The organism is Curtobacterium sp. MCSS17_011, from assembly GCF_003224275.1.
Lineage (GTDB): Bacteria > Actinomycetota > Actinomycetes > Actinomycetales > Microbacteriaceae > Curtobacterium.
In genome coordinates, this window is record NZ_QKLE01000006.1 from 45,299 (window position 1) to 70,332 (window position 25,034).

28 protein-coding genes are annotated in these 25,034 nt (G+C 65.0%); 25 read left to right on the forward strand and 3 right to left on the reverse strand.

Going from position 1 to position 25,034, the window contains the following annotated elements; translation table 11 throughout:
- Nucleotides 1-684 precede the first annotated feature (684 nt).
- From DEJ17_RS06420 to DEJ17_RS06530, 25 genes are all read left to right on the forward strand, one after another.
- Nucleotides 685-1,137, forward strand: a complete 453-nt coding sequence (locus DEJ17_RS06420; protein ID WP_110892611.1) for a phage terminase small subunit P27 family — start codon at nt 685-687, stop codon at nt 1,135-1,137.
- Nucleotides 1,112-2,860 carry a terminase large subunit gene (locus tag DEJ17_RS06425; protein ID WP_110892612.1) on the forward strand — a complete coding sequence of 583 codons (1,749 nt, stop codon included), beginning with the start codon at nt 1,112-1,114 and terminating at the stop codon, nt 2,858-2,860. The genes DEJ17_RS06420 and DEJ17_RS06425 overlap by 26 nt, the downstream gene beginning before the upstream one ends.
- Complete coding sequence (locus DEJ17_RS17735; RefSeq protein WP_181421081.1) at nt 2,860-3,000, forward strand: hypothetical protein; 141 nt, start codon at nt 2,860-2,862, stop codon at nt 2,998-3,000. Before DEJ17_RS06425 ends, DEJ17_RS17735 begins: the two co-directional genes overlap by 1 nt.
- Complete coding sequence (locus tag DEJ17_RS06430; protein ID WP_181421082.1) at nt 2,997-4,367, forward strand: phage portal protein; 1,371 nt, start codon at nt 2,997-2,999, stop codon at nt 4,365-4,367. Before DEJ17_RS17735 ends, DEJ17_RS06430 begins: the two co-directional genes overlap by 4 nt.
- Nucleotides 4,364-5,092, forward strand: coding sequence for an HK97 family phage prohead protease (locus DEJ17_RS06435; protein WP_110892614.1), 729 nt, complete (start codon nt 4,364-4,366; stop codon nt 5,090-5,092). Before DEJ17_RS06430 ends, DEJ17_RS06435 begins: the two co-directional genes overlap by 4 nt.
- Nucleotides 5,089-6,363: a phage major capsid protein gene (locus DEJ17_RS06440; RefSeq protein WP_110892615.1), complete on the forward strand. Its 1,275-nt coding sequence runs from the start codon at nt 5,089-5,091 to the stop codon at nt 6,361-6,363. The genes DEJ17_RS06435 and DEJ17_RS06440 overlap by 4 nt, the downstream gene beginning before the upstream one ends.
- 105 nt (nt 6,364-6,468) lie before the next feature.
- A complete protein-coding gene (locus DEJ17_RS06445) occupies nt 6,469-7,017 on the forward strand; it encodes a mobile element protein (RefSeq protein ID WP_146239649.1) in 549 nt (182 codons plus the stop codon).
- Between the two features lie 11 nt (nt 7,018-7,028).
- Entirely contained in the window at nt 7,029-7,346 is a 318-nt protein-coding gene (locus DEJ17_RS06450; protein ID WP_146239650.1) for a hypothetical protein, read from the forward strand.
- A gap of 3 nt (nt 7,347-7,349) precedes the next feature.
- Complete coding sequence (locus tag DEJ17_RS06455; RefSeq protein WP_110892618.1) at nt 7,350-7,589, forward strand: hypothetical protein; 240 nt, start codon at nt 7,350-7,352, stop codon at nt 7,587-7,589.
- A complete protein-coding gene (locus tag DEJ17_RS06460; protein ID WP_110892619.1) occupies nt 7,589-7,900 on the forward strand; it encodes a hypothetical protein in 312 nt (103 codons plus the stop codon). Before DEJ17_RS06455 ends, DEJ17_RS06460 begins: the two co-directional genes overlap by 1 nt.
- Complete coding sequence (locus DEJ17_RS06465; protein ID WP_110892620.1) at nt 7,897-8,265, forward strand: hypothetical protein; 369 nt, start codon at nt 7,897-7,899, stop codon at nt 8,263-8,265. Before DEJ17_RS06460 ends, DEJ17_RS06465 begins: the two co-directional genes overlap by 4 nt.
- Before the next feature lie 70 nt (nt 8,266-8,335).
- The gene (locus tag DEJ17_RS06470; protein ID WP_110892621.1) at nt 8,336-8,965 is read left to right on the forward strand and encodes a hypothetical protein; all 630 of its coding nucleotides are present in this window, start codon (nt 8,336-8,338) and stop codon (nt 8,963-8,965) included.
- Between the two features lie 99 nt (nt 8,966-9,064).
- Nucleotides 9,065-9,412, forward strand: a complete 348-nt coding sequence (locus DEJ17_RS06475) for a hypothetical protein (RefSeq protein WP_110892622.1) — start codon at nt 9,065-9,067, stop codon at nt 9,410-9,412.
- 86 nt (nt 9,413-9,498) lie between these two features.
- On the forward strand, nt 9,499-9,900 hold the full coding sequence (locus DEJ17_RS06480; protein WP_146239651.1) for a hypothetical protein: 402 nt from the start codon (nt 9,499-9,501) through the stop codon (nt 9,898-9,900).
- Between the two features lie 55 nt (nt 9,901-9,955).
- Entirely contained in the window at nt 9,956-14,266 is a 4,311-nt protein-coding gene (locus DEJ17_RS06485; RefSeq protein ID WP_110892624.1) for a phage tail tape measure protein, read from the forward strand.
- A gap of 13 nt (nt 14,267-14,279) precedes the next feature.
- Complete coding sequence (locus DEJ17_RS06490; RefSeq protein WP_110892625.1) at nt 14,280-15,338, forward strand: hypothetical protein; 1,059 nt, start codon at nt 14,280-14,282, stop codon at nt 15,336-15,338.
- A gap of 114 nt (nt 15,339-15,452) precedes the next feature.
- Complete coding sequence (locus tag DEJ17_RS17535) at nt 15,453-15,695, forward strand: hypothetical protein (RefSeq protein WP_146239653.1); 243 nt, start codon at nt 15,453-15,455, stop codon at nt 15,693-15,695.
- On the forward strand, nt 15,692-15,988 hold the full coding sequence (locus tag DEJ17_RS06495; protein WP_110892626.1) for a hypothetical protein: 297 nt from the start codon (nt 15,692-15,694) through the stop codon (nt 15,986-15,988). Before DEJ17_RS17535 ends, DEJ17_RS06495 begins: the two co-directional genes overlap by 4 nt.
- 256 nt (nt 15,989-16,244) lie before the next feature.
- Entirely contained in the window at nt 16,245-17,405 is a 1,161-nt protein-coding gene (locus DEJ17_RS06500) for a siphovirus ReqiPepy6 Gp37-like family protein (RefSeq protein WP_181421083.1), read from the forward strand.
- A 12-nt stretch (nt 17,406-17,417) separates the two neighbouring features.
- Entirely contained in the window at nt 17,418-18,383 is a 966-nt protein-coding gene (locus DEJ17_RS06505; RefSeq protein WP_110892628.1) for a hypothetical protein, read from the forward strand.
- A gap of 83 nt (nt 18,384-18,466) precedes the next feature.
- Nucleotides 18,467-19,288 carry a hypothetical protein gene (locus tag DEJ17_RS06510; protein WP_110892629.1) on the forward strand — a complete coding sequence of 274 codons (822 nt, stop codon included), beginning with the start codon at nt 18,467-18,469 and terminating at the stop codon, nt 19,286-19,288.
- Nucleotides 19,285-19,626, forward strand: coding sequence for a hypothetical protein (locus tag DEJ17_RS06515; protein WP_110892630.1), 342 nt, complete (start codon nt 19,285-19,287; stop codon nt 19,624-19,626). The genes DEJ17_RS06510 and DEJ17_RS06515 overlap by 4 nt, the downstream gene beginning before the upstream one ends.
- Nucleotides 19,627-19,653: 27 nt before the next feature.
- Entirely contained in the window at nt 19,654-20,094 is a 441-nt protein-coding gene (locus DEJ17_RS06520) for a hypothetical protein (RefSeq protein WP_110892631.1), read from the forward strand.
- Nucleotides 20,095-20,183: 89 nt separating this feature from the next.
- On the forward strand, nt 20,184-20,672 hold the full coding sequence (locus tag DEJ17_RS06525; protein WP_110892632.1) for a hypothetical protein: 489 nt from the start codon (nt 20,184-20,186) through the stop codon (nt 20,670-20,672).
- Between the two features lie 47 nt (nt 20,673-20,719).
- Nucleotides 20,720-22,984 carry a right-handed parallel beta-helix repeat-containing protein gene (locus DEJ17_RS06530; RefSeq protein WP_110892633.1) on the forward strand — a complete coding sequence of 755 codons (2,265 nt, stop codon included), beginning with the start codon at nt 20,720-20,722 and terminating at the stop codon, nt 22,982-22,984.
- Between the two features lie 60 nt (nt 22,985-23,044).
- Here DEJ17_RS06530 and DEJ17_RS06535 read toward each other — a convergent pair whose 3' ends face one another.
- The 3 genes from DEJ17_RS06535 to DEJ17_RS06550 all read right to left on the reverse strand — a co-directional run bounded on the left by DEJ17_RS06535 (nt 23,045) and on the right by DEJ17_RS06550 (nt 24,901).
- Nucleotides 23,045-23,902: a DUF6270 domain-containing protein gene (locus tag DEJ17_RS06535; RefSeq protein ID WP_110892634.1), complete on the reverse strand. Its 858-nt coding sequence runs from the start codon at nt 23,900-23,902 to the stop codon at nt 23,045-23,047.
- Nucleotides 23,899-24,078: a hypothetical protein gene (locus tag DEJ17_RS06540; RefSeq protein WP_110892635.1), complete on the reverse strand. Its 180-nt coding sequence runs from the start codon at nt 24,076-24,078 to the stop codon at nt 23,899-23,901. Before DEJ17_RS06540 ends, DEJ17_RS06535 begins: the two co-directional genes overlap by 4 nt.
- A 406-nt stretch (nt 24,079-24,484) precedes the next feature.
- Complete coding sequence (locus DEJ17_RS06550) at nt 24,485-24,901, reverse strand: hypothetical protein (protein ID WP_110892637.1); 417 nt, start codon at nt 24,899-24,901, stop codon at nt 24,485-24,487.
- Nucleotides 24,902-25,034: the final 133 nt, after the last annotated feature.

A 25,034-nucleotide genomic window follows, 5' to 3' on the forward strand; every position in this document is an offset into this window, starting at 1 on the left:
GTAACCGGTGGCCCGTGCCGCTCACCCCGCACCCGCAGACAGTCGCCGAGATCAATGACGCGATGGACGACGTCGTAGAGGACAGGGACTGATGCCCACCCGCGCACCCATGCGCTGCTCAGCCCTCGACTGCGACGAACTCGCCACCAACCGTGGGCGCTGTGCCGAACACCAACGCAAGCGCAAGAGCGGCGCACACCGCGTCATCCCAGGCGACGGACGCAACACCGCACGATGGCGGACAGAGTCCACCCAGTACCTCCGCACCAACCCACGGTGCCGAGTGTGCGACGGACCAGCCACTGTGGTTGACCACATCCTCGAGCTTGCTGACGGCGGAGCCATGTGGGGCCACAGCAACTGGCAGCCCCTCTGCAACCCACACCACGACCACAAGACACGACAAGCAGCCCTCAAACGAGCCCAACGCCTCACCACCCTGAGACACCAGAACCGCAACACCGAAACCCTCGCCTCCCAACTCTGGAACCAACTGCCGTAGCGGGCGCAGCCACCTGACAGTGAGCTACAACACGCGCAGTCCAGACGACGGAGTGACCGAGAGACGGTGAGCGAGGTGTCTACCCGGGGGTAGGGGCGTCAACATCACAGCGAATCCGCGGATAAGAGCGCCCGCCGGTGGCCTCGTGTTTCGCGTCTCACTACGGCTACTAGGGGGTCCTGATGCCTCGTGCTGCGAAGCCGGCTGCTCTCAGGCTCGTTGAGGGCCGCGGGAACGGTCGTGACAGTGGTGGCCGGAAGGTGGTGGATGCTCCGGCGTTCAAGCGTGTGCCTCCGTCGGCTCCTGAGTGGTTGTCGGATGAGGCGGTCGCTGAGTGGAACCGTGTGGTTCCGGAGCTCACGCGGTTGGACATCGTGAAGGCGGAGGATCGGGCGGTTCTGGCGACGTACTGCGAGACGTGGTCGGAGTTCAAGGAGGCGACGCTCGCTCTGCAGGAGCACGGGTCGTTGACGATCGAGGCGAAGCAGGGTGAGATCCCGCATCCGGCGGTTGCGATCCGGCGGAGCGCGGGGCATCGGCTGCAGCTGCTGGCACGGGAGTTTGGACTGACGCCGAGCTCGGAGCAGAGCTTGGCGAAGGAGTCCGACGATGGGGAAGACGACAACCCGTTCTGACGTCCTGGCCGAGGCAGACCTTGAGCGGTTGAAGCTGTCTCCGGAGGTCGCCTGGTACTTGCGGGATCGTGGCTACCCGCTGCCGGAGATCCCGCCGAAGTTCAAGACCCCGGAACCGCGTGAAGTTGAGGGTGCCCAGTTCGACCCGGAGCGGGTTGATCGGGTGCTGAAGACGTTCCACTTGCTGCGGCACACGCAGGGGAAGTGGGCGGGGAAGCCGCTGGACCCTGACCCGTGGCAGATCGCGTACGTGATCGCTCCGGTGTTCGGGTGGGTGCAGTGGGATGAGGATGCTCTCGCGATGGTTCGGATCATCCGTGACGTGATGGTCGATGTTCCCCGCAAGAACGGGAAGTCGACTCTTGCGGGTGGTATCGCCGTGTACATGACTGGCGCCGACGGTGAGTCTGGTGGGCAGGTTGTGACGGCCGCTTCGACGGAGCGTCAGGCGGGGTTTGTGTTCGGGCCGATCAAGCAGCTGGTGGAGAAGACGCCGGCGCTTGCTGGTCGGTTCAAGGCGCATCAGAAGCGGATCGTGCACCCGAAGTCGGGGTCGTACATCGAGGTCATCTCGTCTGCGGCTGATGCGCAGCACGGTGCGAACCTGCACTGTTTCATCGTCGATGAGCTCCACGTTCACAAGACGCCGGACCTGGTGCGGACGCTCGAGACTGGTCGTGGTTCGCGTACGCAGCCGTTGGGCATCCGGATCACGACGCCGGACGCGTCGAAGTCGGGGACGATCTACGACGAGACGCGGCTGTACGTCGAGAAGCTGGCTGCGGGGACGATCAAGGATCACTCCTGGTACGGCGCCATCTGGGGTGCCGACGAGGCGGATGATCCGTTCGCTTCGGAGACGCAGCGGAAGGCGAACCCGGGGTACGGGATCAGCCCGTCGCGGAAGTACCTCGATGCGGCGGCGCTGAAGGCGAAGAACTCCCCCGCGGAGCTCGGCGACTACCTGCGGCTGCACCTCGGGATCCGGACCAAGCAGGAGGCCCGCTTCCTCACCCTCGACTCGTGGGATCGGAACGCCGGCACGGTGGACGAGGCGACGCTTGCTGGGCGGAAGGCGTTCGGCGGTTGGGACCTCGCGTCCGCTTCGGACCTCACCGCGTGGGTGCTGCTGTTCCCGGATGGGAATGGGTACGACGTCCTCGCCCGGTTCTGGATCCCCGAGGGGGCCCTGGATGCGTTGAACAAGCGCACCGCAGGCAATGCTTCGGCGTGGGTTCGGGAGGGTCATCTGCGGACCACCCCAGGGAATGTCACCGACTACGCGTTCGTGCAGGCGCAGATCCAAGCGGACCTGGACCGGTTCGATGTCGTGTCGATCGGGTTCGACCCGTGGAACTCGACGCAGATGGTCAACAGCTTGCAGGACTCCGGCGTGAAGAACTTGGTGCGCGTGTATCAGGACTTCCGGCGCCTGTCGCCTCCGTTGAAGGAGCTGCAGCGTCTGCTGCTGACTGGCAGCGAGGAGAAGCCGCTGTTCCGGACGGGTGGGAACCCGGTGCTGCGGTGGAACGTCGACAACCTGTCGGTGGACATCGACGCGAACGGGAACGTGAAGCCGAACAAGGCGCACTCGATGGACAAGATCGATGGTGTCGCTGCGACGGTGAACGCCCTGTCGGAGGCGTTGGTCACGAAGCCGAAGAAGAAGAACCCGTACAACGATCCGGACGCGAGCGTGTTCGGCACCTCGGAGGTGGCGTGATGACTCGTGCAGCTGTCGTGATCCTCCTCGAGATCCTCGGGGTTCTGCTCGTCACCGCCGGTGTCGCGGCCGTGTACTGGCCGGCGGCGCTCGTCGTTGCCGGTGTGGCCCTGCTGCTGATCGCTTGGAGGATGACGTGAGCCTGTTCTTCAAGAGCTCGTCGGACCAGTCGAACGGGCAGATCCTCGCGGAGTTCCCGTCACTGTCGACGCCGTGGCGGTACGACGGCCGGTCGATCGTCGCTGACCCCGGTTTGCCGCTGACGGATTACGCGCAGTCGGCGTACTCGATATGGCAGTCGCAGCCATCAGTGCGGAAGGTCGTCGACTTCATCGCGACGAAGATCGCATCGACTCCGATGAAGGTGTACCGCCGTGATGGAGACACTGACCGGAAGCGGGTCACGGACGGTCCGCTTGCGGAGCTGATCCGGGAGCCGCAGAAGCACCTGACGCAGTACCGGTTCTGGCACACGCTGCTGTGCGACTTCCTGGTCTACGACCGGTTCATGGCGCAGCTGGTGCCGTCCGCGGATTCGCGGGCTGGGGTTGTGCTGCAGCACTGGCCGGCGCAGTCGTGGCGGTTCACGTTCACGGGGACGTCGCTGGTGGACGGGGTCGACCTGTACGTCGGTGAGGGCAAGCCGAAGCACATCAACCTCGACGGTCTGTTCTTCGACCGCGGGTACGGGTCCGGGAACGGCACTCCCCCGATCGAAACGCTGCGGCACATCCTCGACGAGTACACGGAGTCGGTGAAGTACCGGCGGTCGATCTGGAAGAAGGGCGCGCGGTTCCCGGCTGTCGTGACCCAGCAGCCTGTCGACGGTGTCGAATCCCTCGACGGTTCGGCGATGCGTCGCCTCGAGGCGGAGATGTCGAACTGGTCCGACGGTGGCGGCAGTGAGGGCAAGATGCCTGTCCTGCCGATCGGTGCGGACGTCAAGAAGGTCGACATCTTCTCGCCGAAGGACATGCAGGAAGTCGAGGGGCGCACCCTCACCGACATCGAGGTTGCTTCGGCGTACCACATCCCTCCGGAGATGATCGGTTCGCGGCAGGGGAACTACTCCAACATGGAGGCGTTCCGGCAGTCGCTGTACCGCGACGCTCTGGGCCCGCACTTCGTGCAGTTCGAGCAGGCGTTCAACGCGCACATCACTCCTCTCCTCAACGGCGGCGACGAGTCGTTGTACGTCGAGTTCGACCTGGGCGCGAAGCTGCGTGGGTCGTTTGAGGAGTCCGCGGCGATCATGTCGACCGCGACTGGTGGTCCGTGGCTGACGATCAACGAGGCACGGGCGATGGACAACCGGCCCGCGATCGACGGTGGCGACGACATCATCACGCCGCTGAACGTGGTGCGTGGTGGTGGCCCGCAGGCGTCCCCTGGGGATGCGACGCCGGAGGTTGCGAAGGCGTACGACCTGCTGCGCAGTAAGGGGCTGGACCCGAAGCAGGCGATGGAAGTGCTCTGGGCGACTGGGCAGTTGGAGGCAAGCGCATGAAGACGAAGAGCTTCAACGCCAACGTGAAAGCCGTCGGCACGGCTGATGGTCTCGGCGACGGTCAGTTCACGGCACTCGTCGCGGTGTTCGGCAACAAGGACCACGGCGGCGACGTCATCGTCCCTGGCGCGTTCGCCGAGTCGCTGCGCGACTGGGCGGCTTCTGGTGACGCGATCCCCGCGATCTGGTCGCATCAGTGGTCGGATCCGTTCGCGCACATCGGGTGGAGCCTGTCGGCCGCTGAGACCGCGGACGGGCTCCTCGTGACTGCGCAGCTGGACCTCGAGAACCCGACGGCGCTGCAGACGTACAAGCTGCTGAAGCAGCGTCGGGTGAAGGAGTTCTCCTTCGGGTACGACGTCGTCGATGGTGGCTACGTCACCCAGGATGAGGACGAGTTCTTCGAGCTCCGGAAGCTGAACCTGATCGAGTTCGGGCCCACGCTGAAGGGCATGAACCCGGACACGCAGCTGCTCGGCACGAAGTCCGACGAGGACATCCGCCGCATCGTGCGTGAGGAACTCGCTGCCGACCCTCGGGAGGTGGAGCCGACGCCGAACGTCGAGGTTCCGCCCGACCCGACTGAATCTTCCGGCGCCCCGCCGGAAAGCTCACCTCCCCAGGATGGGGAACCGTCAGGCCCGTCGAAATCGGCGGGCCTTACTCATGCCCAAGTGGCGGCCTGGGCGACCGCAGCAGAACTGATCCTGATGGAGGAACGATGAAGACGCTCCGAGAGAAGCTCGCGGCCGTCCTGGCCGAAGCGAAGAGCATCGCCGACCTGGCGAAGTCCGAGGACCGTGAGTTCACGGCGGACGAGATCACCAAGATCGGTGAGCTGAAGTCGCAGGCCGACGAGCTCACCGTCCAGGTGAAGGCCGCGGACGACGCGCAGTCGAACATGAAGACGCTCCTCGCGTCGACGTCGCCGGCGAAGTCCGACGACGAGCCGGAGCCGGCCGACGAGCAGCCCGATGGCTTCAAGTCGTTCGGTGAGGCGTACACGGAGTCGGCGCCGTACCAGCAGCTCATCAAGTCGAACCCGGGCGGGTTTGGCGAGGGGTCACTGATCCAGCTGCCCAAGGTCACCGTCGGCGCGAAGGGTCGCGGGCTGAAGGCCGACCCGAACCCGCTGTCCGTCTCCGTGGGGCGCCTGCAGCCGACTCGTCTGCCGCAGGTCGACCTGACGTACCAGCGTCCCTTGACGCTGCTCGACCTGATCTCGACTGGGTCGATCACCGGCAACAGCTTCGACTACGTGCAGATCACGTCGGTGCTCCGCAACGCGGGCATCGTCAAGGATGAGATCCTGCCGACGGACCCCGCGTCTGCTCTGAAGCCTCTGTCCGACCTGTCGACGGCGATCGCCACCGGCAAGGTGTTCACCTACGCCGACGGCTACACCGTCACGAACGAGCTCCTCGCCGACGCGGGAGCGTTCGCGTCGTACCTGAACGGGCAGCTCGCGTACAACATCCGGGCTGTGATCGAGAACTACCTCCTCAACGGGACGGGCGCTGCAGGCCAGCCCACGGGCATCCTGAACACCACCGGCATCCAGCAGATCGCCGCTGCTGGCACCGACCCGGTCAAGATCCCCGTGTCGATCCGCAAGGCGCTCACCGCCCTCGACGAGGTCGGAGCACAGGTCACCGGCATCGTCCTCAACCCGGCCGACGCTGAGGTGCTGGATCTCATGCAGGACGGGAACCAGCGCTTCTACGGCAACGGTCCGTTCGGTGCTGGTCCCCGCACTCTGTGGGGCCGTCCGTACGTGACCGCGCAGGCGATCCCGGAGGGCACCGCTCTCGTCGGTGACCTGTCGACGATCAACGTCCTCGAGCGTGAGGCGCTGTCCGTGGTCGCGTTCAACCAGCACGCCGACTACGCACGACGCAACCTCGTGTACGTGCGTGCGGAGCTGCGTGCTGCGCAGGTCATCTACAAGCCGGCGCACCTCGCCCTCGTCGAGCTCGGCACGGTGGCGGCCGGCTGATGACGGACGGGATGGTCGTCATCAACGGGATCAGGTACCGGATCGAGGACGCGAACCGTCTCGGTCTGGTGCACAACAAGGCACGCGGTGTGGAGGAGGCAGGACGTGACTCTGCAGGAGACGACGCTGCCCCCGCTGGCCGATCCAGCCGACCTCGGGGCAAGGCTCGGCAAACCGGAGAGTGACCGTGGGATCGCTCTGGCGCTGCAGATGGCGTCGGAACGGTTCCGCGGTCAGACCCGCAACCCCATCAGCCTCGTCGAGGACGACACGATCGTCCTCGACGGGGCTGGGGCCCGGGTGCTTCGGCTCCCAGTGTGGCCTGTCCGTTCAGTCACGAGTCTGACGGTGGCGGGGCAGACAGTCCTCGACCCTGAGTGGTCTGAGGCTGGGCTGCTCCGCCTCCCGTCCCGGTTCCCCGACGTGTGGCGGTCGATCGAGGTCGTGTACACGCACGGTTTCGATGTGATCCCGGGTGATGTGCAGGAAGTGGTCTTGGACCAGGCGGCGTCGATCTCCGAGGCGTCGCCGTGGCTGTCGCAGTTCACGTCGGGTCAGGAGCAGGTCGCGATGGCTGCCGCTGCGACGGTCGGCACGACGTCGCAGTGGGCTCGTGCGGTCGCCCGGTACCGCATCGGCGGTGACCACTGGTGATCCTCTCGAACATGCTGCACCGGGACACGTTGACGGTGCAGCGCACCACCGAGGGTGTACCGGACGAGGACGGTGTCCCCACGGAGGCTGTCGTCGACGAGGTCATCGGGGGCTGCAACGTGCAGCCGGTCGGAACGAAGGAATCCCTCGGGCAGAACGACATCGTCACCTCACGGTGGATGGTGTCGACCCGTGAACCGCAGGACTGGATCCAGGCCGCGGACACGGTCATCTGGCGCGGCGCGACGTACTACGTCGATGGCCGGCCGCAGACGTACTGGAACGTGCTCCCGCACACGGAGTTCGTGATCACCGAGACGAAGGGCTGACGGATGTCGGACAAGATCAGCGTGAACGGCAACGAGTACCGGCTCGAGGACGCGGTGCGTCTGGGGCTGGTGGAGCCGAAGCACACTCCTGCGGTGGACACGGTTCCTTCGGAGTCGTGGACGGTCGCGGAGATCGAGGCGTGGGCTGACGCTCATGGCATCGACCTGTCGGGGGCGAAGACGAAGCCGGAGAAGCTGGCGGTCATCGCGGACTTCGAGTACGCGGCACCGCCGGTCGGCTGATGCCGAAGGTCGTCATCGGCCGGGGGATCATCGATCAGGCGGTCCGGAATCCTGCGGTGCGGAAGGCGATGCGGGACAAGGCGGACCGGATCTTGCCCCGAGCTCAGCGGCTGGCGTACTCGGCTGGTGCGAAGCAGTTCGGTGATTCGCTCCGCGTGGAGGAGGGCACCCGTCCTGGCACGAAAGCGAACGGCGGGTACAAGCGTCCGTTCGCTCGGGTGATCGCGACGTCTGCTGATGCGACCCAGGTTGAGCACGGCGACGTGGGTGTGTCGAAGCAGGCGATCCTGCGGAGAGCGATGGGCGCATGAACGTGTACGGGGTATGGCCCAACGTCGAGAAGGTGCTCCTCGCCTACTTGAAGCAGGAGACGGGTGCTGCGACGTATACGGAGACCCCTTCGAACCTCGAGACCGTCGTCCCGTGCATCGTCGTGGAGCGGATCCCTGGTGGGTTCGGCCGCGACTACGAGAAGACGTTCCACGTCGATCTGACGGTGTTCGCGAAGTCCCGCGGCGCCGTGTGGGACCTCGTCCAGAAGGTCGAAGTCGCGATGGTCCGCTGCAACCTCTTCGACGAGGTCCGCGAGTCGGACTCGTTCGGGAACGTCGCGTACTCGAACACGGCGCTGCGTCGAGCTGTCGGCACGTACGAGCTCGACGCGCGCCCCCAGTAGCCGCTCACCAACACTCATCATCCATTCAGCCGTCCGCACGTCGGGCGGCTTTGTCGTTCAAGGAGAACGCATGCCTGACGTGGTCGACCAGATGGTCAACGACAACCGCAACGTCCACAAGTGGCGCAGGGTCATCCTCGCCCTCGCCGACTACGGCACCGAGGTGCCGGAAGCCTTCTTCGGGACGGACGGGCTGCCGATCGCGCTGCCCGCCGGGTACAAGAACATGGGCTACATCACTACGGATGGCATCAGCCACTCGTACGACGTGTCCAACGACGACACCGAGATGCTGCAGGACCAGGAGCCGGTCCGGTCCGACGTCACCAGCCGCGGTCACACCTTCCAGGTGGCGTTCGGTGAGACGAACGGGTGGACGAAGGGCCTCGCGTACGGCAAGCCGGTGTCGGAGTGGCCGTCGGACAAGAACGCGGCGTGGATCTACGACGAGGACCCCGACTCGGGTGACTCGTACTACCGGGCCCTCACGCTCGCGCAGGACGGTGTCGGCCCCAGCGCCGTGTACCGCATCGAGGCGGCGTACCGGATCAAGGTCACCGACATGGACGACCGAGCCATCAACAAGTCCGACGTCGAGGAAGTGAACCGGACGTTCACGATCTACCGCGACCCGGTGATCGGGAAGTCGTACACGGAGGCGCAGACCGCAGCGGCGGGCGTCGTCGTCTCCGGCGGCTGACCCTCCCCCAAGACCAGGTGGCGGCGTCGTTTGGTGAGCTGCGCCGCCGCCACCTGTTACCCCTGCTCACGAGCTCACCAAGCTCACTAGGAGACCAGCATGACCAGCCAGGCTGACAAGAACCGTCGCACGTCGTACACGATCGCTCAGGCCCGCAAGAAGGTCGAGGAGTCCGTCGGCGGTGACCGCATCGAGATCTTCGTCGAAGAGGGCGGCGACCCGTTCTACATCCCGCACCCCTACTTCTACGACAAGGCCACGAAGAAGGCTCTGAAGGCGGCGGCCGAGGAGTCCGAGAAGAGCGATGAGGACGACGATTCCGCGCAGAGCCGGATCCTTCTCGGCGAGCAGTACGACCGGTACGTCGCCGCTGGCGGCACTGATGAGGGCATCAACTTCGTCATGATCGCTGTCGGTCAGGACCTGAAGGACTCGCAGGGAAACTGACGGGGGTAGACCTCGACGAGTTCGACCTCGAGCTCGCGGACCTGCCAGCGACGCACCCCGTCGCCGTGCAGGTCCGCGCTGAGGCGATGCTGCAGCTCCTCGGAGACCACCAGGGCCCCGGGGATGCTGCACTGCAGTCCACGTACGCGCCGCGGGATCCGCTGGCGGAGTACCTGCAGGGGCGCATCAGCACCCGGCAGCTGCGGGTCCTCGTCGAAGGTTTACCCACCGATTCAGCGTTTCACCGTGCCCATCGGGACACGGACTGGCGGGATTCCGACTGGATCAACCGGGATTCGAACTCGATCCTTCGGGTCCTGCTCTACACGGTGCAGTCGGCGCTGTCGAAGTCGCCGGTGCCGAAGCCGGACCTGTTGCCGGCACCGGTCGTCGCGCCGTCCGAAGAGGACGAAGCGGACGCCGAGTACTTGGCGCAGCAGCAAGCCGAGATGCAGCAAGTCGCTGACGGCTGGTTCGCGAACAACTAGACATTGGAGTGCACCGTTGGCCGGTTCCGCTGTATGGCTCGACGTCCTCCCCTCAATGGCGAAGTTCGCGTCGACGATGTCGAAGCAGGCAGGCACCGCGGCGAAAGCTGCGGGCCTGTCTGCTGGCCGTCAGTTCTCGGCTGGTGTCGCGGCTGGCGGTTCCACGTCGGCGGCGAAGACGCTCGTGCAGGAGCTCGAGGTCGCGTCGAAGCGTGCGGCGAAGGTCGTTCAGGCGGAGAAGGTTGCGATCGCGAAGGCGCGGTCGGAGGAGAAGGCTGCCGCTGTTGGTGTGCAGGCGGCTGAGGCTCGCCTGGCTGAGCAGCGGAAGAAGTACTCCGGCGCGTCGTCGCAGGCGTTGAAGGCGGAGCAGCAGCTCACGTCGGCGCGCGGTAAGCAGCAGCTCGCGGGGATGAAGGTCGTCGCTGTTGAGGACCAGCTGAAGGCTGCGTTCAACGAGCAGAAGGCTGTCACTGGGCAGTTGTCTGCGGCGCAGGGTCAGGCGTCGAAGCAGTCGGCGTTGATGACGGGACGGTTCTCGAAGCTCGCCGCCGCCGGCGCTCCCCTGTCGTCTGGGTTGGGGAAGGTCGCTCAGGGTGCAAAGAACGTCGCGGCCGGCGCTCTGGCAACGCTGAAGCCTCTCGCGGGGATGGCTGCCGGGTTCGGCGCCATCATCGGCGTGAGCCAGGTCATCAAGCTCGGCAACGAGTACACGGCGACGATGAACGAGCTGCAGGCCGTCGCGAACCTGACGAACAAGCAGATGGTGCTCGTTGGGGCTACTGCCCGTCAGCTGGGCTCTGATCTCACCCTTCCCGCGACGTCCGGCAAGGACGCTGCGGCGATCATGCTCGAGCTGGCGAAGGGTGGCCTGTCGGCTGCCGACGCGATGGAAGCCGCGAAGGGCACCATTCAGCTCGCTGCTGCAGCTCAGGTGTCCGGTGGGCGTGCTGCGGAGATTCAGGCGAACTCTCTCAACCAGTTCGGGCTCGCGGCGAAGGACGCTGCGATGGTCGCCGATGTTCTCGCGAACACCGCGAACGCTGCGGCTGGTGGTGTCGACGACATCGCCCTGTCGATGAAGTACGTCGGCCCCGTCGCGAACACGCTTGGCATCAGCATCTCGGACACGGCGTCGGCGATCGGCATTCTCGCGAACAACGGCCTGAAGGGTGACACGGCTGGTACTGCCCTCCGCGGGATGCTCGCGTCCCTGGCCCGGCCCTCGAAGCAGGCTCAGAAGGCTGTCGACTCGCTGAACCTGTCGGTCTTCGACCAGGAAGGCCGATTCGTCGGCCTCCGCACGGTCATCGAGCAGCTGTCCGAAGCGCGGAAGGTGATGACGCAGGAGGACTTCGCGTCCCAGGCGGTCCTCGCGTTCGGACGTGAGCCGCTTGCTGCGGTCGCTGCGCTCGCGAAGACGGGTGCCACGAACTTCGACAGCATGGCTGGCGCTGTGACCCGTCAGGGCGGCGCTGCTGCTGTTGCGCAGTCGAAGATGAAGGGTCTCGGCGGTGCGATGGACAAGCTGCAGTCGCAGCTTGAAGACGTCGCTCTCGGCATCTACCAGACCGTCACCCCTGCGCTCGAGGGCATCGCGAACGGTGCTGCCAAGGGCCTCGACGGGGCTGGCAGCAAGGTCACCAACTTCCTTGACCTGATGGGCGGGCTTGGGAAGCTGGCGTTCACCGGGAAGGTGTCGTTAGGGCTGACGGCAACGACGAACTTCGTTCCGGACTCCCCCGAGGTGAAGTCGATCCTCGCGGCGCGGCAGATCGTCGTTGACGCGTTGAACGACGTCCGGACGTTCGTGACCACGGCTCTCGTGCCGTCGTTCAAGAACCTTCTGGTCGCGATCGGTCCTGTCGCCGCGATCATCGGGGGTGCGTTCCTCCTCGCGTTCCGTGCCGCAGCTGCGGTCCTCCGGTTCATCGGTCCGGGACTCGTCGCTGTCACCAGTTTCATGCGGAACAACAAGGTTGCAGTGATCGCCTTGGCGGGTGCGATTGGCGGACTGGTCCTCGCGTACAAGGCATGGATCCTGCAGCAGAAGATCGTCGCTGCTGGCGGTTTCGCGGCGTGGGCTTCGCAGATCCGGATCGTCGCTGCGGCGCAGAAGGCGTGGACGTTCGCGACGTGGCTCGCGGTCGGTGCGCAGAAGGCGTTCAACTTCGCTCTGCGGGCCAACCCGATCGGGCTGATCATCACCGCGATCGGTCTGCTGATTGCCGGTGTGATCTGGGCGTACAAGAACCTGGGTTGGTTCAAAACAGGTGTCGACGCCATCTGGTCCGGGATCCAGGTCGGAGCGAAGGCTGTCGGCGCTGCGGCCGTGTGGCTCTGGCAGACGGTGTTCGTGCCTGCGTGGCACGGCATCGCCGCCGCAGCGATGTGGACGTGGAACACGGTCCTGAAGCCCGTCTTCTCGGGCATCAGGACGGTGGTCCGAGCTGTCGGCGCCGTGTTCACGTGGTGGTGGCAGAACGTCACCATGCCCGTGTTCCGCGGCATCGCTGCAGTCGCTGGTTGGTTCGGGAACACGATCTCCGCGATCTTCGAACTCGTCATCGCGATGGTGAAGTTCGCTCTCGCTCCGGTGTTCACGTTCCTTGTGGGTGTCGCACGAGTGGCGTGGGCGGGCATCGTGGCTGGGGCGCGTTGGTTCTGGGCGGTCACGTCTGCGGTGTTCAACGTCGCGGTCGGGTTCATCCGGAACGTGCTCGGTGTCGCCTTCACTTGGCTCTGGATGTCTGTGGTGCGGCCGGTCATCAGCTGGATCACTGGCGCAATTCGGCTCTGGTGGGCGACGACAAGCCTGATCTTCAACACGGCGGTCTCATTCATCCGCGGCACCCTCGGTGCAGCGTTCATGTGGCTGTACCGCAACGCGATCAAGCCTGCTTGGGATGGCATCAAGACCGCGATCAAGACCGTCTGGGACTGGCTGAAGCCCGTCTTCGACAAGCTGACGACGGTCGCCAAGACGACCATCCCAGCAGCGTTCAGCGTGATGAAGGATGGCATCAAGCGGGCCTGGGAGGCCGTCAAGACGGCTGCCAAGGCGCCGATCAAGTTCGTCGTCAACACGGTTGTGAATGACTCGCTCATCAAGCCGTTCAACAACGTTGCGAAGGCGTTCGGCGTCAAGAAGCGAATTGACCCGATTGACTTGCCATCAGGGTTCGCTCGAGGTGGCGTCATTCCTGGCTACCAGGCCGCGAAGCGTGACGACGTGATGACGCCGATGCGTCGCGGTGAGGGTGTCCTCGTCCCCGAGGTGGTTCGTGGTCTCGGCCCGTCCACTGTGCACGCGTTGAACGCTGCCGGCAACTCCGGTGGCGCTTCGGCGGTGCGGAAGATGACCGGGTACGCGAAGGGCGGCGTCGTCAAGAAGAGCTCCGGCTCCGATGGCGGCAACGGCAACGGGCTCTTGTCCGGCGCGAAGGCTGCCTGGGCGTGGACGAAGGGTGCTGCTGGCACCGCGTGGGACTGGACGAAGAACGCCGCGGAAACCGCCTCGCAGGTCGTCTCCGATCCGATGGGGACGCTCGGGAAGCTCGTGAAGTCCGTGATCGGGAACATCCCCGGTGCCGGCCGCATGGTCGACGTCGCTGGTGGCATGGGCACGAAGCTCCTCGACGGGGCAGTGTCCGCGCTGAAGGCGATGGGCGGTGCCGGCGACGTCGGGAACTTTGGTGGGTCTGGCGCGAACGGGCAGCTGCCGAAGTCGGCGCTGTCGAAGGTGTCCGGGTTCACCGGTGGTCCTGGTGTCGGTCCGATCGGCGGGTATCTCCGGAAGGCTGCTGCGGTCGCGTGGGAGGCGATGCAGCGGGCGTTCGGTGGTGGCCTGTCGTTGACGGAGGGTTACCGGGATCTCGCGAACCAGCAGATGCGGTACTCCGCGTACCGGGCTGGCCGTGGGAACCTCGCGGCGACTCCGGGCACGTCGGTTCACGGGTACGGTCTCGCTGCTGACGTTGGTGGCGGGTCGCAGGCGTGGATGCGTGCGAACGGGCCCCGGTTCGGGTGGTACCCGACTGGCCTGTCGTTCGCGCAGCGTGAGCCGTGGCACTTCGAGTACAAGGGCGGCAAGGCTGGCGGCGGTATGGCTGCTGGCGGCATCGTCGGCGGGTTGACGCCCACCTTGTACGACAAGGGCGGGGTGCTCCCCCAGGGGTTGTCTCTGGTGCAGAACAACCTCCGCGACCCGGAGGTGGCGCTGCCGATGCAGACGCTGCGGGAGATCGTCTCGTCCGAAGGTGGCGGCTCGACCACGTACGCACCGGTGTTCCACAACCCGGACCGTGGTGCTGTCCGCGAGTTCGAGTCGTGGGTGCACAAGAAGGAAGTCATGGCCGGCGGCCGTTGATCGGAGGCATCTTGTGGCGACACTGATCGCGGGCGGTTCACCGTCGCTCACCATCACCGACACGATCGATGGTGGTGGGCCGGCGGACGAGTTCGTCGACACCCTCGACGGGAACGGCCCCACCGGGCCCGACTTCCCGACGACACCTCCGGTCATCGTCCGGGAAGACACACGCCGGATCTGGCTTGAGTCGATGGACGGTTCCCTCGTGGTCCCGTTGAACGTTGACGTGGACCGGATCCTGAAGGCGGGGGCGACTGGTCTGCAGTTGCCCCCGCTGGACGTGGTGACGATCAAGACGCCGGGCATGCCGGGGTCGTCGTTGCAGGAGGTGAACGTCGGCGAGCGGGAAGTGTTCCTGCCGTTGAAGTTCGCGTCGGACACCTCGCATGTGGAGTTCATGGGGAAGCTGACGGAGCTCCGCGGGCTGATCGCACCGATGTGGGATCTCGTCGACATCGGGGACACGGGTACGTTCCGTCTCGGTGTGTCGTCGGTGAACGGGGAACGTCTCCTCGACGTCACCTACAAGGACGGGTGGACGGGTGAGCATGGCGGGTCTGCTGGTGGGGCCCGGTTCGAGAACTTCGGGCTGACGCTCCTCGCGGTGGATCCGTTCTTCCACGCCCGCGAGTACACGTCGTTCACGTACGGCATCGCCGACGGGGAAGTGTTCCTGTCGTCCACTGACGACAACGTGTGGCCGCGGTCGATTTCCGCTTCGGTGACGATCGGCAACGGCATGCAGATGGCGGTGCAGGGGGATGTGCCGGCGTGGGTGGAAGTCCTCGTCGATGGTCCCGCGACGATCGCGGAGCTCAGCTTCCCGGGCACGAAGATGGTGATGACGTCGGCGGTCGCTGATGGCCAGGAACTGGTCCTCGTCACTGACCCTCGGCGCCGGTCTGCTCGTCTGGGCGGGCAGGTGGCGTGGCCGTACATCTCCCCCACGTCGACGTTCGCTCCGCTCAGGCCGGGGATGAACAGCGTGAACGTGCAGCTGGGTTCGGCTGGGGCGGACACGTCGATGACCGTCCGATGGTTGGAGAAGTGGCTGAGCGCGTTTGGGTGAGCATGCGTAGCCCATTTGTCGGTTGCCCGGGGTAGAATGTAGACGGCCCCGGGGAGTGTTGGAAGCACTCAACCGCGGGGCCTAACCCAACGCTTGAGTAACCAAGGAGGGGCTGTGGACCAGTCTACCGGAACATCGAAGATCGATACCGAGGCAAAGCCGCATGGGGCACGCCATTCACACCTGGGGTACCAGGCTAAAGAGTTCGTAGCCTACTGGCGATGGTTTGCCGTCGTTACTGGGGTGTACCTCGATCCGGATGCCCGCAAGCGGGATCTCGCAGCCGCAGAAGCTGCGCAGCGCGGTAACGGCAAGCACGTAGCAATATCCGCTGCAGCCATGGAGAACCAGCGATGAACCCCATCGAGCCAAATGTCCCAGTCGCCTCCGTGCTGACGCGCGAGCAGATCGCGGAGGCAATCGACGGCGCGCGCTTTTACGAGTCACCGGCAGACCAGCCCATTGACCTCGAACGCGCTACGGACGCCGTACTCGCGCTGTTGCAGGCCGGGTCGAGTACGTCGCGTCGAATTGTGGATGTCTCCGATCTTCAAGCTCTCGCGACGGATGGCCCCCGGTTGGTGCTCTACTTCGCTGATCAATGGCAGCGTGACGCGTTCTGGGATGCATTAGACGTTCGAGAACAGTGACTATGCGCGACTTACTCTGGCCGGGAACGGTCGACCTTTCCGATGAGCGGTGCGAGCGGCACACGCGCCCCAAGATGGTCGTACGCGTTGCATCGCTCAGCGAGTTCGGTGTCGACGGAGAAGTTGGTGTGATCACTTTCTGTGATGTCTGCGCCGATGCGAAAGCGCCGGGGACCGCTTAACTGAAAACTTAAGAAGGTAAATGAGAGCCCAGTCATTTGACTGGGCTCTCGTCGTTTCCGGACCAGGAGATCGTATGCCACAGTGGATGATCCAGCCGCGGGACAAGAACCTCCGCCGCTCCTACGACCCAGTGAAGTTCTGGTCGTCGCTGACCGTCGTGGAGCGGCACAACGTCACCGGCACCGACCCGGGCACCTGGTCCGTCACCGCACGGAACGAGGGTCTGACGGGGCTGCTGACGCCGGGGAACGGGGTGCTCCTCACCCGCGGCGACAAGCTCGTCATGTCGGGGCCGATCACCAGCATCCAACGCGGCGGCACAGTGTCGACCATCTCGGGCGTCTCGGACCTCGACGTGCTGGACGACCGCATCTTGTTCCCCGACCCGACGAAGGACATCACAAATCAGCCCACCGCATACGACACTCGGTCGGGCCCTGCCGAGTCGGTGCTTCTCAGCTACGTGAGGTTCAACGCCGGTGACGCGGCGCTCTCGTACAGGCAAGTGCCTCGGCTCCGCCTCCCCGCAACTCAGGGCCGCGGCCGGTCGGTGTCCATCAAGGGGCGCCTGGACCTCCTCGGTGCAGTAGCCGCGGACGTAGCAGAGTCCGGGAAGCTCCACATGGACATCCTGCAGCGGGAAGACGACGCACCGTACCTCGACTTCACCGTCCGGCCGATCACGGACCGCACCGCGAACGTCCGGTTCGGAGCCGTGCGGGACTTCACCGGCGGGATCATCGGCGAGGACTGGTCCTACACGCTGACCCGCCCAACCGTGACAGCGGCGATCGTCGCTGGTGGCGGGCAAGGTGCGAACCGGCTGTTCGTCGAACGCGTGTCCGCAGCGGCCGAATCCATCTGGGGTTCCCGCATCGAGGCGCTCATCGACCAGCGACAGACGACTGTCGTCTCTGAACTCACCGATGCTGGCGATGATGCCCTGTCGGACGGGTCGAACCCCGTGTCGGTGTCGTTCACGATCACGGACTCCCCGGACGTGCAGTACCGGCGTGACTGGTTCGTCGGAGACAAGGTCGGTGTCTTCATCGACGGTCTCGACCTGACGAACCTGGTCCGCGAGGTGACGACAACGGTGCAGGCGCAGGAGGGGTCTCCGACGGAGACCGTGTCCGCGGTGGTCGGGTCCAGGGACTCGTCGGCGTGGACGACGAAGACGAACACTCGTGTGGCGAAGGCGTTGAAGAGCGTCCGGCTGCTGCAGGCGATCTAGAAGGAGACCAACATGACGGAGACCTCGTTCCCGATCGTCGATCAGAAGTTGACGGATGGTGCGTGGGCGCAGACGGTGGGGGCTGTCGGGAACGGCATCCTCGACGACTGGGGTTCCCCGTATGCGATCGTGGTGAACACGAACGACACGGTGACGATCAAGCGTTCGTCGGTGTCTGGGTATGCACGGGCGGTGGTGAACGGGTTCGGTCATCAGATCGACGCGAACGTGACCCTGCCGGTGCCGGCGGTGTCGTCGCCGACCCGTTACTACGTGGGGTTGCTGTACTCCCCGTCGAACGCTGCGCAGCCGGTGAAGCTGGTGGTGCTGAAGGGTTCCGAGGTGCCTCTCGACACGGGGCAGGAGTTCCTGACGCTGCACCAGTTCAGCCGTGGCGCCGGTCAGACGCTTGCGGCGTCGACGCTGTTCTCGCCGCTGCCGTCGATCCGTCCGTCGATCCAGGTGGACTCAAAGGCTGCGCTGATGGAGATGAGTCCGCTGCTGTTCCTTCGTGGGACGGAGGCGTACTGCGTGGACGTGGACTTCGCGTACCGGTCGTCGGGGACGGCGTCGTCGCCGCAGTGGCGTCGGGCGCAGTCGATCGACGCGCTGCCGTCCGCGGACGACAACGTCGACACGGACGTGACGCCGGCCGCTGGTCGGGTGCGGATCGCTGGTGAGTCGTTCTACACGGACGGTGACCGGACGGTGCTCATCACCGTGACGGGGACTGCGGTGGGCGCTCATCAGGAGAACGCGTCGGGACTGCTGTCAGTGGTCCTGAACGACGAGAACGTCCTCCACCCGTCGTCGACTCGTCTGTCCCGGATCCGGGGTGGGGCGGGGATCTTCTTCTCGGTGACAGGCATCGCCCGCACGAAGGGCGGCGCGAACGTGCTGCGTGTGTTCCTCGACGCTGATAAGGACTCGGACACGATCCGGGCGAGCGGTGTGCAGATCGGCGTCGTGTCGTTCTGAACGCGGGATAAAGCACCCAAAAGCAGCAAAAAGACCCTAAGCCGCCCCTGTGTGGGCGGCTTTCGTCATGGAAGGGGGCCGTCATGGTCGCCAAGTTCAGCGTGCGGAAGTCCTCGTTTGGGGATCTCCGCGGCGTGGAGCAGTACGTCATGTCGGAGCGGATCGCTCTGCAGGTGCTGTCCACGATCATCGACTTCAACGCGTACCTGCGGTCGAAGGGCCGGTCGGGCACTCTCTCGGTCAACGAGGGCATGCGCTCGAGGCCACGGCAGTCGTACCTGTGGAACAACCGGGCCGCGCTCGGTGTCGTCGTCGCCCCCCCGTTCACGTCCCGGCACGACGAGGTGCTGCACGGCAACGCGATCGACTTCGGCATCACGATGCCGGACGGGTCGAACCGGGCCCTGTACGACGACGAGTTCGCTCGGCTGCATCAGATCGTCGAGGGCCGCGGCGGGACGTGGCCGGACTGGGCGAAGACCGCCCCTGAGCCGTGGCATCACGAGTACGCGACCCGCACCGAAGCCGTTCCCCCGTACCCGGACGCTCGAGCTCGGCTGGCCGCGAAGCCAGCCGCATCCACCACTGTGCCGGCGAAGCCCGCCGCACCCGTCAAGCCACCCACTCCGAAAGTTGAGGCAGACATGCTCTACGTCACGTCCGAGAAGACGAAGAAGCAGTACGCGATCGGTGAGCTGACGTTCACCCCCGTGTCGAGCTCCCGCGCCATCACCTACTCCCACGCCGTCCCCGGTGAGACCAGCCTGTTCCAGACGCTCACCTCAGCGCAGGTGTCCGGTCTAATCCAGGACTGCCGGGACCGTCGCGACTCCCTGGGAGTCGCGATCTCAGCGAAGTTCGAGTCGGCCGTGAAGGCGGCTCTGGCTGAGGAGGACGCAGCGTGAGCGACAACGGCAAGCACGAAGCGGCCTCCGGTTCCTGGCTGTCGGGGTTCCTGGCGAACCTCGGCGCTCGAGCGAAGAAGGCATGGTCGGCGGGTGTCGCTGGTGCGGCTCTCGCGATCGGTGGGATCTCGGTGACGGGGTTCTGGGCAGACGGGAAGGTCGACACGGCGAAGGTCGGCGCCGCGGCTGGCGCTGTGGTGACCGGGTTCGTGGTCGGGTTCCTGGCAGCGTTCCTGCCGAAGAACGCGATCAACCCGGCGACGCAGGAGCTGCAGCCGGCGCAGTTCGAACCATCGACCACGGACCTCCGCGACGAGCAGGGCGACCCCACCGTCTGACAGGCGGGCTTCAGGAAAGGGGGCCGCATGCTGCGGATCCTGAGACAGATGGTCCCGGAGAACCGGGACTACCTCGTCGTGTACGCGTGGGGTGCGGCGTGGACCACCTGGTTCGTTGTCTTCACCCCCGACCCGCTCTCGTCGCTGTTCTACCGGGGTACGGTGATCCTCGTCGCGTGCCTCGGTGTTGCTGGGGCGTCGTTGGCGATCGCTGGGATGCTTCGGAACGATCACCTCACCCTCGAACGGTTGGGGGTGTCTCTGATGGTCGTGCAGCCTGTCGGGTACGCCGTCTTCCAGCTTGTGCAGACCGTCGTGGATCTGTCCCTGACGGGGACAACGCAGCGGTCTCACCTGGTGATGCTCGGGCTGTGGCCGGCGTTCTGGCTGTGGAAGCGGTACCGGGTGCTGTCGCGCCGTGTCGCTGAGGCGAAGGAGACACCGTTGCCTTCGGAGCGCGCCGAGTGACCGCGCGGTGGGGTGTGGTGCTGCACTGGATTGCTACACGCCCGTCCCCGACCCCTGGACCAGCAGTGGATCCTGCGTCGGTGGTTCCGGTGGGGCAGATCGCATCCGTGCTGATCTCCGCCACTGTCCTCGCTGCTGCGATCTCCGCCCTCGTGGCGTGGCTGAACAACCGGCGGAACGCTCGCATCCAGGAGCGAAAGAACACTGCTGACGAGAGCAACGACATCGTCGCCCGGTACAAGGAAGCAGCTGCGGAGGAACGGTCCGCGAAGGAGTCCGCGGTGCAGACGGTGCAGAAGCTGCTCGACATCTCGCAGGCGCAGGTTGTGAGTCTGCAGTCCACGGTGGGCCGGTTGACGGACACGATCGACACGTTGCAGCGGTCGGCGGAGTCGCAGCAGGACATCATCACTGCGATCACGCAGGAACGTGACCGATTGCAGCAGGAGCAGGAGCAGCTGCAGAAGCAGATCGACGAGAAGCGGGATGAGCTGTTGCAGGCGCAGCAGGAAATCCTCGAGCTCACGTACCCGCGGTCTGTGGTGACGGACATCAAGTCGCACCGCAACGAGGCGTGACACCAGTTCCAGGCCGCATGGCCGTGACCATTTGAAGGAAGGCCAGCATGGCAACGGATTACGCCACGATCGTGGTGCGGCGCGGCAACGCGGACGCGTGGGAGAACAGTCAGCGTCCGCTCGCTTCCGGTGAGTGGGGGTACGACGAGACGAACCGGGTAGCAAAAATCGGCGACGGGTACACGATGTGGAGGGACCTCCCGGCGTCGTCGTCCGGGTTGACGTTCAACCCGGGGACCGGCTTGTTCTCCGCCGGCACCGCGGACAGCATCCCGTCGGTCGAAGCCGGTACTTCGCAACTGCCCGATGCGGTGCGGCAGCGGATTGCTGCGAACCTCGCCGACGTCGCGACACCAGAGGGCGCTGCAGTGGCGGGCGCTTCAGCAGGTATCCCATTCGACACCGAATCAGAGACGTACAAGCCAACGTACGGTCCTGCCATCCCGTCTGTGGACGAGGGCGGGCAGTTCCCTGAGCCGATACGGGCTGCGCAGGCGGCGAATCTGCGCGATGCGAGCACCGTTGAAGGCGACGCGCTGGCGCAGGTCACGACCGAGGCGTCCGCCGCGTCGCTCGCCTACGACAGCGCATCGCGCACGTACCAGCCTTCGTCTGGGCAGCCGATCGCTTCGTTTGACCCGGAGACTGGTCTGTTCGCACCCCAGGTTCTCAGCGCCCTCGACAAGCGCTTCGGGAGCCGCGTGTACCCAGAGCAGTTCGGTGCCGTGGCAGACGGTGTGACAGACGACACCGCGGCGATCCAGGCCGGTGCCGATTACATCAGAGCGCGAGGTGGAGGCGTTCTTTCGTTCTCCTGCGGGAAGAGCTACGGCCTGCTCGGCACCGTGATCCTAGGTTCCCGGACGCTGCTGGATGGTAACAATGCCACGATCCAGAAGCTCTTTGGCGGCACTTCGACGTCATTCGTGAACCATGTCGCGCCCGGCGCAGTTGGGTACGGTTCGGGAGCGCAGGACATCACCTTCCGCGACCTCCGCATCAAGGGCAACTATGACGCCCCCGGCGTTCTCGACGGTTCGACTGGGTGGAACCATGTCGATAACCTCAACTTCCTGAACGTCGAGTTTGTCGAACTGCAGCAGAACGCACACGCCGTCGACCTCGGCGGGTGTCGGAATGTTAAGTTCATCGGCTGCACCTTCGCCGGGCTGAAGACCGTGGCTGGCCGCGAGTACGTCGAGGCGATCCAGATCGACTCGAGCTCGTACATCGGATCCTCTTGGAAGGCCTGGCCGACCAACTCCTATGACGGACTTCCCACACGTGGCGTTTTGGTCGACGGGTGCACGTTCACGACCCTGACCAAAAATGGCACGACCTACGGAATGCCGAACCCGATGGGATCGCACGGTTCGTTCGGTGGCGATGACACTGCCTACTACGAGGACATCCGGTTCGTGAACAACCGCGTCGTCGGCTTCAACACGCCGACGTCGGGTACGGCCTTTGGTTGGCTCCACTTCCGCAGCCTGCGGAACGCGACGATCAAGAACAACACCTTCGAGTACACCGGTCCTCCTAGCCTGTCGGGATACCCGACCGTTATCTCGATTTTGTCGACAACTTCGGCCTACACCTTCGCGGATGCAGCGAGCACGAGCCCCGCAACCGCCGCGGTGAGTCCACCACTAAATCCGCAGAACATCGACGTCTCGTACAACAAGTTCAAGAACTTCCGAAACGCGCCGGTCCTTGCGGGGTCCGCGCTGATCAACATTGTCGGAGCAAACAACTCGGAGGTCGTGGGCAACATCTTCGACGGCCTGTCGTCCACGGCGATCTTGAACGCACCGGCCACGGGCGGTGACACGAACGACGGCCTCACGATCGCGCTCAACCGAGTCACGACGCAGAGCACGGAACCCGCAATCCTAGCTACGTCGTCCGTGCTCGGGCAGATCAAAGACAACACCATCCGCATGTCGGCCGGTGGAATCGGGATCCAGGTTGACCAGGGGAACGCGGTACTCGTGCAGGGGAACGTCCTGTATGCGGGCGCGACGGGCGTGCTCATCCGGGGGTGTTCGAACACAAGCGTGCAGAACAACCTCGGGACCGCGCAGACGACAGCAGCGTATTCGGTCGGTCCAGCCGGTTACGGCACGAACGCGTCGGACACGGTACTGATGGGAAACCGTAGCCGCGCGACCGCTGCCGGCACTGCGGGAATCCTTATCGGCTCGACTGGCAGTCGCACTAAGATGCAGGCCAACACGCTGCTCTCCACCGTTCCGGTGACAGACGGCGGCACGGGGACGACGACACCAGTACCGAACATCGTCGCAGCATGAACGAACGCCCCCGGGCGCCCTCATCGGGAGGGCGCCCGGGGGCGTTCGTTGTTGTGTGAGCTACAGTACGGTGCCGTCCGAGCGGTAAAAGACCTCTGCCACGGTCGGCGCATCCGACCGCTTCGTCATCATCAGTTCGTTGAGGGAAGCTATGAAATCCTCGAAGAACGGTCGGCCGAAGTGCCACGGGGTCACCCCGTACTTGTGGTTCCCGTCCGCGAAGTACGCGCGGTCACGGAGGTCGATAACGTCGATCGAGTAGTTCTCTGCAATCCAGCGGTAGAGCTCGTCGAGGATGTCGTTTTCACGGAGGATCGCGCGCCACTTCTTGTCGTTCTTCGTGTCGCCGACGTAGCGGACGAAGTTGAAGTCGATACCACCGATTCGGAAGTGTGACGAGAACCGGAATGCATTGAGCACGAGAGTCGTGTTCGGAAGTTCTGTCCGCGCCCACTGCACGAACGCATCGAACTTCTCTTTGAAGACAGGCAAGTAGTCCGCCTGCGCGGACACCATGTGACTCTTTGTGAAGCCCGCGCCAGCCTTGAAGAAGTCGGTCTTCCGGAGATTGTTCGAGTTGTTCGTGAGGTAGGCGCCAGCGTACTCGATGTACCCGTAGCGCAGGTCCGAGTACAGGTCGAATATGAGCACTTCCGGCTGGTAGGCACGAATCTCGTCGCGGTCGGCCTTCGTGATGTCACGGCGCATCGTCTTTGTGTTGTGTGCATTCATCGACTCGGACGGTTCAATCAGCGACGCGGCCGCTTCGGGGATAGGGGCGGACATGAAGCTGACGAGGCTCGTCTGCCAGCCGACGGGGCCGATCTCGTAGAAGGTCTTGTACCGCGGGTTGTTCTCGGTGATGAATGCTTCACGCGTGACGCAGGAACCGATGATTGCGACCTTGCGCGCGCTCACAGTCCGCGCCGCTCGAGCTCGGCGATGGTTTCGACGGCCTGGTCCCCGGGAGACTCGACGACGAGCCCCGCCGAGTGCCACGCAGCATGGCGCTCTTTGGCGTCCCAGTTCACGAGGACCCAGCAGGTTTGGCATGTCACGGCAGCCGGGTTCGGTACCGGCATGAAGTTCGTCATGGTCTCAGGCTATCCTTCGGTCACTGTCATTCGTCGCTTGGCTACTGCCCGCCCCCCCTCGTTCGATGGTGGGGGGCGCTTTCGTTGTTCAGCGGCGTGGTTTCAGCCGCCGAGTGGTGACGCTCGAGCGTGGCACCCAGAGGCGGTGAGCAAACCCCATGTGCACGAACTGCACGTACACGCGGTCGCCGGCGTCAGCATCAACGAAGCCGGGTAGGTGCTGCGGTCCGGTGCGGGAGAAGACGACGTCGACCCAGACGGGTGCGTGGTCGACAGCATCGGACCACTCGACACCGTCGATGCCTTCGGGTTGATCCTCGGCTGGGTCGGGGTGCTGCGGTGGCGACCACTGGTACTGCGGCATGCGGACAGTGTCGTAGCAGCCGCCGACATGAAGCTGTGGGCTTCATTCCGCGGAAGTTAAGCTGTTCCGTGCTGCAGCGTTCACCTTCGCCGCGAACGCTCGAGCGTCCCGCTCATCCTTGATCGGGAACGGCACCCCCAGGTAGTACGCGTCGTTCTCGATCGTCAGGAACCCGGTGCCCTTCTGCTTCCGGAACGCGAGCGCGAACACTCCAATGAGGACGATCCGGGTCGCGGTGATACGGCGTTGCGCATCGGCGCCGACAGCGACTTCCGCCCGAGCGCCGGTGACGGGTTCGCGGCGTGCATGGCCCTGGTCGGTCCAGCCGAGCATCCCGTCGGTCAGGTACACGCCGGCGAACTTCCCGGTCTGACGCTGGCGGCGGTTGATCTCGTCGAGCCGGGCGGACGCTTTCGCTGCCCGCTCGTCGGCTCCTGCCAGCCATTCCTTGAACCCCACGCCGTCCAGTGTCCCCCGGAAGGCTACGTCCCGTCTAGAGCCATACGGAGCCGTCACGGTTGCGGAGGGGAGTGACGCTAGCCACGGTGTTCCGCCTTCCATCGTTCGAGCCGTGCACGTGCTTCCTCGCGGC